Consider the following 12,419-nt stretch of genomic DNA (forward strand, 5'->3'; position numbering starts at 1 on the left):
TTAAACTATTAAACCCCGGCACTTGCCGGGGTTTTCTTTTTTATCTTGGCTGGGATGAGCGGGATTAACCGGTTCGAGGATTTCTTCTCTTGGTTACTATCGGTAAATAGCCGTCCGCCTAAGCCACAAATCATCCACTACCCACCTTGCAAATCATTTACCCACTCTTGTGCTAATGTGACCTTGCTCTTAAAAAGGAAAAGCATATCTTCATTCCACAAAAGTTGATATGCACCTACTTACCACTATTTCAGAAAAGATTGATGCGCTGAATGAATACTCCGGGCGCCTTATCTCCTGGCTGGCCGGCATCATGGTCTTGGTCTTTTGCTTCGACGTGGCAATGAGGTATATCTTCAATGTCAGCTTTGCTTCTGTATTTGAGCTCGAATGGCATTTTTTCGCAGCCATTTTTTTGATTGGAGCAGGCTACACACTCAAGCATGATAAACACGTGAGAGTCGATGTGTTTTATGGGGAAATGTCCGCTAAGAAACAGGCCTACGTCAACTTAGGCGGGGTATTGCTTTTTCTTCTGCCAATATGTGTAGTGATCATCAAGACCTCCCTGCTTTTTGTCTACAATTCATGGATCATCAGGGAGAATTCCCCCGACCCGGGTGGCCTTCCCGCCCGCTACATTATCAAAGCTTTTATCCCAATCGGCTTCTCTCTATTACTCCTCCAGGGAATTTCGCTGGCCCTCAAATCACTCGCAACCATTTTGAACCGTGTAAACATCAAGGAGCATGAATGAGGTTTGGGCACTAGTGCTTTTTGGTCTGATATTTATTTTCATTCTATGGGGTTTCCCTGTTGCCTTCACGCTGGGAGGCCTCTCTGTAATTTTCGGTCTAATATTCTTTGATGCCGACTTCTTTTACCTGGTTGCGCTGAGAATTTATGGCACCATGAACAACTTTGTTCTAATAGCTGTGCCGTTGTTCGTTTTTATGGGAATTATGCTGGAGAAATCTGGCCTGGCAGAGAGCCTGCTTGAAACAATGGCTCTCATTTTTGGCAAGTTCAAAGGTGGTCTGGCCGTCGCCGTTGTGCTGGTGGGGGCCATGCTGGCAGCTTCTACAGGCATAGTTGGGGCCACGGTTATTACGATGGGGCTAATTAGCTTACCAACCATGCTCAAGCGGGGATTTAGCCCTGAGCTGGCCACTGGCACCATTGCTTCAGCTGGCACGTTAGGACAAATCATCCCACCATCAGTGGTTTTGGTGTTGCTGGGCAGCGTGCTCAACGTATCGGTTGGAGACCTCTTCACTGCAGCAGTAGTACCCGGTGTTGCCCTGGTTTTTTGCTACCTGGCTTTTATTGTAGGATACGCCATTGTGAAACCGAACAAAGCACCCGGCATGCCCGAAGAAGAAATCAGGGCTTTCAGGGAAAGGGGAATAACGGGGCAGGTTATTAAAGCTTTCGTGCTTCCTCTCCTGCTTATTGTAGCTGTGCTGGGCTCCATTTTTGCGGGCATAGCCTCGCCAACTGAGGCGGCAGGAGTTGGCGCCCTTGGAGCGACTTTGCTCACCATTATGTCTGGCAAGTTCAACCTTGACGTGTTGAAAGGGGTGATGAGGGAAACGACACACCTCACCACGATGGTCTTTACCATTCTCATTGGAGCTACGGCTTTCTCTTTGGTTTTCAGAGCATTGGGAGGCGATCGCTTCCTTATTCAACTCATCGAAAATTCCGACTTGTCGGTGAATGCATTCCTGTTTGTAGTGATGCTCGCTGTATTTGTCGCTGGATTCTTCATCGACTTTATAGAGATCATCTTCATCATAGTGCCAGTGGTGGCGCCAATATTTGCTAAGCTGGGCGTTGACCTCGTTTGGGTGGGGATATTGTTGGCGCTCAATCTGCAAACTTCCTTCCTCACACCACCTTTTGGTTTCTCACTTTTCTACCTGAAAGGGGTGGCGCCAAAACACATCACCACCGGGCAATTATATCGAGGAATTGTTCCTTTCGTCTTGATACAACTGGCGTTTCTTCTGCTGGTAGTTCTTTTTCCAGAGATTATCTCTTTTCTACCGAATCTGCTCAAAAAATAGTCAACAACAGCTCTACTGACCTAGCACATCATTATAAAAAGCTCGTTCGCTAATGTCGGACCAGGGTTTGATTTGATCTCGAAACGCTGTAAAGCTGTCGTATACTTTTTTAATAATAGGATCGCCTTGAGCCATATCGCCAAGCATCACATCACTTATTTTCTTTAGTTCCCTCAAAATCACATCAGGAAGTTTTCTGATATCCGTTCCCTCTTCCTCCCGGAGCTTTTTAAGGTACAAACTGTTCTTTGCGTCAAACTCAGCAAGCATCCATTCATTGAGCTTCGATGCTCCAGCCCTTACTATCTCTTTCAGGTCTGTTGGAAGCGCCTCAAATTTGTCTTTGTTCACCATTTGCTCCAGTACAGAGCCTGGCTCATGCCAGCCAGGGTAGTAGTAGTGCTTAGCCACTCGTTGAAACCCCATGAGGTAGTCATGATAGGGACCAATCCATTCGGCCGCATCGATCACTCCCCTTTCCAGATTGGTGTAAATTTCGCCCCCAGCCTGTAGCACCGACGTGCCGCCAGCCTCCGACAACACCTTTCCTCCCAGCCCGGGAATCCTCATTTTCAGTCCTTTCAGGTCATCCATGGTATTGAGCTCCCTGTTGAACCAGCCCGCCATTTGCACGCCGGTATTCCCAGCAATCATTGGCAGCAGTCTGAAGGGTTCATACAGCTCCTCCCATAGCGCAATAGATCCGCTGCTTATGATCCATGCATTCATCTGCTGGGCGTTCATACCAAAAGGAACCGCTGCGAAAAACTGCGCAGCCGGTACCTTGCCCGCCCAGTAATAGGAAGCACCATGGCCTATCTCAACAGCACCGCTGCTTACGGCATCAAACACTTCCAACGACGGAACCAGCTCCCCTCCACCATAGACTTTTATTTTAAGGCGCCCGCCACTCATGGTTTCCACCCATTTCGCCATCATGACGCAACCCTCACCTACCACCGGGAAGTTTGGCGGCCAGGTAGTGACCATTTTCCACTCAAACAACTTGTTGAAATTGATATATGGCGTTTCGAGCTGCTTTTTTTCCTCTGTGCAGGCAGAAAGCAACCCCACAGTTCCACCGGCCAAGCCCAATCCCCCTTTTGCTAAAAACTCCCGTCTGTTAATTTCCATTCCTTTGGGATTTGGACAACTCCTCCAATTTTTCGGTGAGGGCATCTAGTTTTTTTTCTACTTGCATCAACTTGTCATGTACCCTATTGACGTTCACCTGAATGTCTTCATCTTCAATAAAATAGTCAGTAATCGTCGCAATCATGGTAGCACCAATAATCATCCCGGCAAAAATCAACACAACAGAAAGCACCTTCCCTTCGGGAGTGACGGGTGGAATATCCTGCAGAAAGCCAACTGTCATCGTCGTAATAGTAGTCCACCATAACGAGTCAGTAAAGGTGGAAATATGAGGGTTAGAGTCTCGCTCGGCATGGTAGAAACTGATCGTGAAAAGCAACACGACAACTACATTGAGAATGACCACATTCCGAAAGGTGCTAAAGGAAGTTTTTCGGTTAAAAAACTGGAAAACGTACTTTGCAGACCGGAGAACTCTTAAAAGCTTGAAAATTTTAAAGATCCTAGCCGCCCGGAGAAATCCAACAGTCGGTATGGACGCAACAAAGTCTACCCAGTTGTTGGCAACAAACCTCCACTTGTTCTCCGCTTTCCAAAGTCCGTTGAAAAAATCGTATAAGAAAATCATACATATGCCGAAATCGACATAATATGTTATATCGTCCACCAGGGGAGTATACTCTGTGACTGAACTCACGTATAACTCCACCACCACATACAAAGACAGCCAAAGCAAAACTTTTTCAAATTTCGTCGCCTTTGGTGGCTGCTCTAAATTATCCTCTGCTACCGATTCCATTCAAGATTTCTATTTCGACCTGAAAATAAGAAATAAAGAATGGAATTGGTATTACATTTTGATGAAGCTTGAGTGCGCCAAATTGTCTGAAAAGTCTGTGATCGATCTTGTTTCTCTGTCATTTTGACCTAAAAATAATCCAATTACCTCATGGATCGGTATTTGCCCTACCGACAGGGAGCAAAGAAAAAGGAAATGAACTTTAATAACTATACCATCAAATCGCAGGAGGCTGTGCAAAAGGCAGCCGAAGTCGCACAAAGTTATGAGCAGCAAGCCATAGAGCCAGCACATATACTCAAAGCAATCATGTCGACAGATGAGAATGTTATGCCTTTTCTTTTGAAGAAATTAGGTATCAACAAACAAAACCTGGATGACAAAATTGAAGAAACAATAAATTCGTACCCCAAAGTCTCAGGATCGCAGCCCTATCTCTCTAATGAAGCAGCGGCGGCCCTGCAGAAGGCTACGGGCTATCTCAAAGAGTTTGGTGACGAATTTGTGGCCGTTGAGCACATCATTCTTGGGTTGCTGAGCAGCAAAGACAAAATTGCTACAGTCATGAAGTCGGCCGGGTTTGCAGAGAAGGAAATGAAGCTGGCCATCAAGGAACTCAGGGGTGGCAACTCTGTGACAGATCAAAACGCTGAAGCAAAATATAAGTCGCTGGAGAGGTATTCAAAAAACCTTAATGAAATGGCCCGCCAGGGCAAGATCGATCCGGTTATCGGACGAGACGAAGAGATCCGAAGGGTGCTGCAAATCCTTTCCAGAAGGACTAAGAATAATCCAATACTATTGGGTGAGCCAGGTGTGGGTAAAACAGCTATTGTTGAAGGGATGGCCCAAAGAATTGTTGACGGTGACGTGCCTGAAAACCTGAAGGAGAAAGTCCTTATCTCTCTGGATATGGGTCTACTTGTGGCTGGCGCCAAATACAAGGGTGAGTTTGAAGAGCGGCTAAAAGCAGTGATCAAAGAAGTGATCGACAGCGATGGGGAAATTATCCTCTTCATAGACGAAATACATACGCTCGTTGGCGCTGGTGGAGGAGGCGAAGGGGCCATGGACGCCGCCAACCTGCTGAAGCCCGCACTGGCACGAGGAGAGCTCCATGCCATCGGGGCCACTACGTTAAAAGAGTATCAAAAGTATATCGAAAAAGACAAGGCTCTTGAAAGGAGGTTCCAGGCAGTGGTTGTGGATGAGCCTTCCGTAGTGGACGCCATATCGATACTCCGGGGCATTAAGGACAAATACGAGCTGCACCACGGGGTCCGGATAAAAGACGACGCTGTGATAGCCGCCGTTGAGCTTTCAAGCAGGTATATCTCTGACAGGTTTCTGCCCGACAAGGCTATAGACCTAATGGATGAAGCTGCTTCAAAACTTCGGATTGAAATTGATTCTCTTCCTGAGGAACTGGATGAGTTGAACAGGCGCATTATGCAGCTGGAAATCGAAAGGGAGGCCATTCGGCGGGAAAAAGACAGGGAGAAGGAAAAAGAGCTTTCAAGAACGATTGCCGACTTAAGCGAGCAAAGAGATGCACTGAAGGCCAGGTGGCAGCATGAAAAGTCTGTTATTCAAGGCATTCAGCACGAAAAGGAAGCCATTGAAAAATACAAGCTGGAGGCAGAGCAAGCCGAAAGAAGTGGCGACTATGGGAGGGTAGCCGAGATTCGCTATGGAAAAATTGTGGAGAGTGAAGATAAGCTGAAGAAATTCCAGGAGCAGCTAAAGGAACTTCAGGGAGGAAACTCGCTATTGAAAGAAGAAGTGGAAGCCGAGGACATTGCTGAAATAGTGGGTAAATGGACGGGCATACCCGTGAGCAAAATGCTTCAAAGCGATCGGGAGAAACTTTTGAAGCTGGAAGAAGAGCTTGGAAAAAGAGTGGCCGGACAAACTGAGGCCATTGAGGCAGTGGCAGACGCTGTGAGGCGAAGCCGGGCTGGTCTTCAGGATCCTAAGCGGCCCATAGGCTCCTTTATCTTTATGGGTACAACTGGTGTTGGTAAGACTGAACTGGCAAAGGCGCTGGCCGAATACCTGTTCAACGACGACAACGCTATGGTAAGAATAGACATGAGTGAGTACCAGGAACGCCATGCTGTGAGCAGGCTGATTGGAGCCCCTCCAGGATATGTGGGTTACGATGAGGGCGGTCAACTGACAGAGGCGGTGAGAAGAAAACCTTACTCAGTCATCCTTCTGGATGAAATTGAGAAGGCACACCCCGATGTCTTTAACATCCTGTTGCAAGTGCTTGACGATGGAAGGCTTACCGACAACAAAGGAAGAGTGGCTAATTTTAAGAACACCATCATTATCATGACCACCAATATTGGTTCTGGCATTATTCAGGATGCATTCGACACCATGGACGACTCGAACAGAGAGGCTACTTTGGCGGAAGTGAAAAAGAACGTGTTTGACCTGCTGAAAAAGTCTGTGAGGCCAGAGTTCCTCAACAGGATCGACGAGACCATTCTTTTCGAGCCACTGAATAAGAAGGACATCAGGAAAATTGTCGAAATCCAGTTTAAGCTGATTCAGAAAAGACTTGAAGAAAATGGTATAAAACTAGAGGCTTCGGCAGACGTACTGGATTACCTTGGAGAAATGGGCTTTGATCCTCAGTTTGGTGCCAGGCCCTTAAAGAGAGTGATGCAAAGATTGATTCTCAACGAGCTGTCGAAGCAGATTCTTGCTGGGAAGGTACAAAAGGACTCAGTCATTGGCGTGTCGCTCAATGACAACCGGGAGATTGAGTTTATCAACCTGGATGAAGTCAAGATTTAGCCGTGGTTGACCTGAAATAAAAAAAGCAAAGGGAAGTCAGTTAAGAGCTGCTTCCCTTTTTATATAATTCTTATAGCTGGATCAAAAGACCTTGAAGATCTATACAAAGGTACCCAGCCCAATTTGAACTAAACGATCAGCATCCGCTTGCATCTTTCTCAAGTAAGAAAATTAAAAAAGGAGCACATTTCTGCACTCCTTCTTTCAGTGATTGTTACACTTTTACTTCTTTTTCTTCTCAAAGTCTAAAACAACCGGCGTTGCAATAAACAACGAAGAGTATGTTCCTATCAAAATACCAATCAATAGCGTAAAAGAGAATCCTTTGAGGACTGCTCCACCAAACAAGAAAAGAATCAACACCACAAACAGAGTGGTTGCAGAGGTGATAGTTGTTCTGCTTATTGTTTCGTTTAGCGCCAGGTTAAACACTGTTTTGTTATCGCTTGATGGTCTCAATTGCATATTCTCCCTCACCCTGTCAAACACCACAACGGTGTCGTTAATTGAGTAACCGATCAACGTCAGCATGGCTGCTATAAACACTTGATCAACCTCGAAGGAAACGCCGAACAAGTTCGCAATTGCCAAAGCCGCCAATACAAAGAGTACGTCGTGGAACAGGGCCACCAGGGCGCCCAGGCCAAATTGCCACTTCCTGAATCGTATCAGTATATAAAGGAAGATTGTGATAAGAGCAAAAATCACAGACTCCGTGGACGAAGCCTTTATGTCATCTGCAATCGTTGCACCTACTTTCGAGGAGCTCGAAATTGTAAAGTGTGTATCGTCCACTTTACTATCGTCTTCGGTGTATTGCAAACCAGTGATGCTGCTCACGCCGCTGATCAAAGCTTCCCTCACTTGCAAGTCGGCTTCATCCGATTCGTTGTTGATCAAAAAGCTCGTAGTAATTTTCAGCACATTGTCACCACCATACCACTTCACTTCTGTGCTCTGTCCATCAAAGGAGTCTGACAGCTTCACTTTCATTTCTGACGGGGTTTGCGGAGAAGCGAACGACACAATATAAGAGCGCCCGCCTGTGAAGTCGACACCCATGCTTAAGCCGCCTTTTATAATGAAAGCAACTATACCCAACACGATAAACGAGCCAGAGAAAATATAGGCCAACCGTCTTTTTCCTATGAAATCTATTTTTGTATCCTGTAAGAAGTTCTTCGAAAGTGCTGAATCAAAGCTAATCTTACTTTCTTCGCCCTTCTTAGACCACCATTCCACGATTACCCTTGTAATGAATACGGCCGAGAAGAATGAACAAACGATACCAATCATCAGTGTGATGGCAAAGCCTTTCACAGGTCCTTGCCCCAGGGTGTAAAGGATAAGGCCTGTCAGGAAAGTGGTAGCGTTGGAGTCAATGATAGAGCTGTAAGCCTTTTCATAACCCCCTGAGATTGCCTGCTTGATTGAGGCGCCACCTCTTAGCTCCTCACGAATCCTTTCGAAGATCAACACGTTAGCGTCAATCGCCATACCGATGGTAAGCACTATACCCGCAATACCCGGCAGGGTGAGCGAGGCACTGAGCTGGGCCAAAATACCGAGTATGAAGAACACGTTGAAGGCAAGTGCCAGGTTGGCAATGAAGCCACCCTTGGCATAATACGCCACCATGAAGATGATTACTATGGCCAAGCCAGCCACAATTGATATGATTCCCTGCTGCTGAGCCTCTTTACCAAGAGTAGGCCCTATCACTACGTCTTCCACGATAGTCGTGGGTGCTGGAAGTGTACCGGCCTTCAGTACATTGGCCAAATCCTTGGCTTCCTCCAGCGTAAATGTGCCGGTAATTGAAGAGCTACCATTAGGTATTTCACCCTGCACCATGGGCGCTGAATAAACGTAATTGTCAAGCACAATGGCAATGCGGCGATTGATGTTTTCGCTGGTAAGCTTTCTCCAGGCTTTGGCTCCGGTAGCATTCATTTGCATGCTTACTGCCGGGCGGGCGCTTTGGTCCAGATCCTGACGGGCGTCTGTGATTACTTCGCCGGTAAGAGGGGCTCTGCCACCTCTGCTTGTTTTAACTGCGTAAAGCTCCAGAAGTTCCTCGGTTGAAAATTCGTCGATTTTCGTAGGTTTTACTGCCCAAAGAAATTTCATCGTCGAAGGAATCATACCCTGCACATCTTTGCGTTCAAATATGCGGTTGATTTTGGCAGTGTCCTTCACATCATACATCAGTCCATAACCACCTTTCATCAAGCTGAAAAGCGGTGACTGCCCACTCGACAGCGATGATATATCTGAAGTGTCTGACTCCAACTGTGCAGCCAAATCTGTTGAATCGTCAGCTGTTGAATCAGAAAGCAAGCCAGCCAGGTCATTTGATGCAGTGGCTGCCTCTGAGGCACTCGAGTCCGGGTAAACAGTTATTTCGGCATTCTTTGCTTTCTCATCGTCAACAACGAGCTGATTGATAGCCGAAAGTGTGTTGAAAATATCATTCACTTCATTTACTTCCCAAAACTCAAGCTGAGCAACACCCTGCAAAAGCTTCCGTACCCTTTCAGGGTTGTCAACTCCTGGTAATTCTATCTGAATGCGGCCCGTGCCTGGCAGTCTCTGAATATTGGGCTGAGACGTTCCAAACCTGTCGATACGTGTGCGCAGAATCTGAAAAGAACGATCAATTGCATTTTCTACCTCGAAATTGATGATTTCAAGCACCTCTTCGTCCGTAGACTGGAGGCTGATTCGACCTCTGTTAGCTGCGTTGGCGAAAATATAGCTCAGCTTTTGGCCGGGAGCATTCCGCTGATAGGCAGCGTAGAACTCGGGAACAAAGCTAGCCTGAGACGTCAGGGTTACTTGTCTCGCCTCATTCAGCGATGTGATGAAAGCCGGATCCTTGCTATCACCGCTTAGCCCCTTTACAATCTCAATCGGCGACACCTCAAGGGTTACGTGCATCCCGCCCTGAAGGTCGAGACCAAGGTTCAATTCAGTCTCCTTTATTTCTTTGTAAGTAAATTCAATACCCAAAAAGTTATAGACCGGCTCATTCCAGATCGAATCCAGGTATTGTTGTTTTTTGGTAAAATCAATCGTTCCAGAGGCGTCGGTCGCATACTGGTCAGCCTTGCTCTGCACTCCCTTCGACACGAATGTGAAGGAGAGGTAGTAGATACACAATAAGGAAACAACTACGGTAAGTAGTATTATTCCACCTTTATTTTTCATGAGTGTTATGTTTATTTTTCAGTAGTTTATTAAATAACTCATCATCGTGCTGCACAAAAATCTTCTGTGATTTTACGACATCGCCCTTAAGATTATGTCGTGGAAGTGCGTTTAATGAGGTTATAGACAGGCCAGAATTGGCCTTGCAGGAAAAGCGCTCCTCTAAGGAGCGTTGGCAGCGATAATATCTGTGAAGAGTACCCTAAAATACTCCCAACCGGCTTTATACAACTGCTGCGGAATCTCCGCCTTGAATTCAGGTAAATCAATGTCGAACGACTCCCAAACAATGGGACTATAGGTCACATGCAGTTGGATTCCCTGCGAAACAGCCTGGATCTTGTATACTGTCTTTTGCGAATCGGTACTATTGTCGGCCTTACGGGGAGCCTCAAAATGCAAATTGTCGTTGTCTCCCTGGGTTTGAGCAACTTCACTTTTGTCAACGTCAGCATCAATAGAAGTTAAGCTGAACTGAAAAACCGACGTGCATGCCACTACGACGGCAGCCAGTAGACCCACTGCCAGCGTGATGCTTTTCTTCTTGCTTAATATTTTCAACTGAGTTTTCATGAAGAACCGCAAAAGTAAGGCTTTCCGGCAAACTTCCCAGTAAAGTTGTCGATTTATGCCTTTCTGCCGGCCAATTCCATTTTCAGATAAGCAACCACCACCTGAAGGGCTTTTTTAAAATGATGGTTGTTGGGTATGATGATATCCGCCTCATGCTTAAGGGGCTCTATGTACTTTTCGAACGTAGGGGCCACATGTTTCTCATAGCGGTAGAGCACGTCATCCAAATCATATCCCCTTTCCAGGGCATCCCTGGTTATCCGGCGCTTGAGCATGAGGTAGTTCTTGGCTTCAATGAAAAGCTTGAGGTCGAAAAGGCTGGAGAGTTCTTTATCGTAGAACACAAAAATACCCTCTGCAATAATTATTGGAGAGGGCTTAAAGACCAGGTTCTTTGGAGTGACGTTGGGGTTGTTAAAGGTATACTCCTGCCTCTGCACCGTATTGCCTCTTTTGAGTTCCTCCAGGTCGTGCCGAAATTCGTCGAAATCTATCGAAAGAGGAGTGTCGAAATTTTTGACGCCGTTTTCATCAACTGGTTGCGTGTCTCTTGATTTATAGTAATTGTCTTGAGAAACGAGGCAGATTTCGTTTTCCTGAAAAATTTCAATCAAGCTGCTAAGAAACAACGTTTTTCCTGAAGCACTACCTCCAGTCATTCCTACAACAAGTGGTTCTTTCATTTTAGGCTTGCCGACATTTGCTGAAACTTCAAAAAGGCAGCAAACTTTGCCAGGGCCCTGCCCCTGTGACTTATCGCATTTTTTTCCTTGCTACCCATTTCAGCAAAAGTAAGTGTTTTACCCTCAGGTAAAAAAACAGGGTCATACCCAAAGCCTCCTGCACCTGTGATCCTTGTAGTTATTTTTCCAAACACCTTTCCCTCGAACTGATAAATGCTGCCTGCATCAATAAAGGTCATTACTGTTTTGAAATGCGCATCTCTTTGCGGATTTCCATCGAGTTTGTTTAGCAGCAGGGCAATATTGTCATCCCCCCTTCTGTGGTCACCGGCATACCTTGCAGAAACAACTCCCGGTTCGCCGTTGAGAGCGTCGACCAACAGGCCTGTATCATCTGCCAGGCAATTGATTTTATAATGATCCCAAATGTATTGGGCCTTCTGAAGCGAGTTCCCTTCAATGGTTGGCTGCGTTTCAGGGATGTCTTCGGTGCAGCCAATATCAGAAAGGGAGAGCAATTGATAGCTCTCCCCCAGTATCTCTTTTATCTCCTTTAGCTTGTGTGCATTGTTGGATGCAATACAAATCTCGATCATTTCTGGCGTTAACGAATTTGAACCATTTTCAGCTCCCACACGGATGGTGAGTTGGCTGGTATTTGCCCATAGGCAACCTGTCCAAAGGCTAATTTTGAAGGCAAGTAGAACACAAACCGGTCATTCAATTTCATTAACTGACTGCCTTCTTTAAGCCCTGCCACCTGAAAGCCTGAGAAAACAAATCCAGCACCAAAATTGAATTTGTAAGGCACGTAGGCAATGGCCGAGTCATAGATATTGTACTTCAAAGCCACGTCTGTGAATGTAGTCTCTATTACGGCGCTATCCATTCTACTGATGGTAAAGTGCACCGAAACGATGTCATTCTTATTGGGGGCAGGCCCGCTGCCTTCTTCCAGCACTTTGTACCTGAGCCCACTCTCCGTAGTCTGCACGCCCTCAATGCCGTACTTAGCCAAATATTCGTCTATGGCTATGCTGTCCTTTTTGTATTGCGCCTCCACATCAAATACGGGATCAGGTTCGTTCACGCTAAGATCGCAGCTTGCAAGTGACGCTGCCAGTGTAGCAACAAACAAAATAACCGCCGCTGTTCTAACTCTAAATACCATTGCTCGACTTT

General features: G+C 46.2%; 10 protein-coding genes. 3 read left to right on the forward strand and 7 right to left on the reverse strand.

The window, feature by feature from the left end:
- Positions 1-229: 229 nt before the first annotated feature.
- Positions 230-757, forward strand: a complete 528-nt coding sequence (locus tag RT717_RS22160) for a TRAP transporter small permease subunit (RefSeq protein WP_317488537.1) — start codon at positions 230-232, stop codon at positions 755-757.
- Positions 750-2,069, forward strand: coding sequence for a TRAP transporter large permease (locus RT717_RS22165; protein WP_317488538.1), 1,320 nt, complete (start codon positions 750-752; stop codon positions 2,067-2,069). The genes RT717_RS22160 and RT717_RS22165 overlap by 8 nt, the downstream gene beginning before the upstream one ends.
- Before the next feature lie 12 nt (positions 2,070-2,081).
- Here the strand turns inward: RT717_RS22165 and RT717_RS22170 are convergent, their stop codons facing one another.
- Together RT717_RS22170 and RT717_RS22175 are read right to left on the reverse strand one after the other, a co-directional pair.
- On the reverse strand, positions 2,082-3,203 hold the full coding sequence (locus RT717_RS22170; protein WP_317488539.1) for a TRAP transporter substrate-binding protein: 1,122 nt from the start codon (positions 3,201-3,203) through the stop codon (positions 2,082-2,084).
- Positions 3,193-3,963 (reverse strand): ion transporter, encoded by a 771-nt coding sequence (locus RT717_RS22175; protein ID WP_317488540.1) that lies wholly within the window; start codon positions 3,961-3,963, stop codon positions 3,193-3,195. The genes RT717_RS22170 and RT717_RS22175 overlap by 11 nt, the downstream gene beginning before the upstream one ends.
- 195 nt (positions 3,964-4,158) lie before the next feature.
- On the opposite strand from RT717_RS22175, the gene clpB reads away from it, so the two are divergent.
- Complete coding sequence (clpB, locus tag RT717_RS22180; RefSeq protein WP_317492376.1) at positions 4,159-6,771, forward strand: ATP-dependent chaperone ClpB; 2,613 nt, start codon at positions 4,159-4,161, stop codon at positions 6,769-6,771.
- Between the two features lie 222 nt (positions 6,772-6,993).
- Here the strand turns inward: clpB and secDF are convergent, their stop codons facing one another.
- The 5 genes from secDF to RT717_RS22205 all read right to left on the reverse strand — a co-directional run bounded on the left by secDF (position 6,994) and on the right by RT717_RS22205 (position 12,408).
- Positions 6,994-9,981 (reverse strand): protein translocase subunit SecDF, encoded by a 2,988-nt coding sequence (gene secDF / locus RT717_RS22185; protein ID WP_317488541.1) that lies wholly within the window; start codon positions 9,979-9,981, stop codon positions 6,994-6,996.
- 162 nt (positions 9,982-10,143) lie between these two features.
- Positions 10,144-10,554 (reverse strand): hypothetical protein, encoded by a 411-nt coding sequence (locus RT717_RS22190; protein ID WP_317488542.1) that lies wholly within the window; start codon positions 10,552-10,554, stop codon positions 10,144-10,146.
- Between the two features lie 53 nt (positions 10,555-10,607).
- On the reverse strand, positions 10,608-11,237 hold the full coding sequence (gene udk / locus RT717_RS22195) for a uridine kinase (RefSeq protein WP_317488543.1): 630 nt from the start codon (positions 11,235-11,237) through the stop codon (positions 10,608-10,610).
- Positions 11,234-11,833: an RdgB/HAM1 family non-canonical purine NTP pyrophosphatase gene (gene rdgB / locus RT717_RS22200; RefSeq protein WP_317488544.1), complete on the reverse strand. Its 600-nt coding sequence runs from the start codon at positions 11,831-11,833 to the stop codon at positions 11,234-11,236. The genes udk and rdgB overlap by 4 nt, the downstream gene beginning before the upstream one ends.
- Before the next feature lie 8 nt (positions 11,834-11,841).
- The gene (locus tag RT717_RS22205) at positions 11,842-12,408 is read right to left on the reverse strand and encodes an FKBP-type peptidyl-prolyl cis-trans isomerase (RefSeq protein WP_317488545.1); all 567 of its coding nucleotides are present in this window, start codon (positions 12,406-12,408) and stop codon (positions 11,842-11,844) included.
- Positions 12,409-12,419 lie beyond the last annotated feature (11 nt).

This window comes from Imperialibacter roseus (assembly GCF_032999765.1).
GTDB classification, from domain to species: Bacteria; Bacteroidota; Bacteroidia; order Cytophagales; family Cyclobacteriaceae; genus Imperialibacter; species Imperialibacter roseus.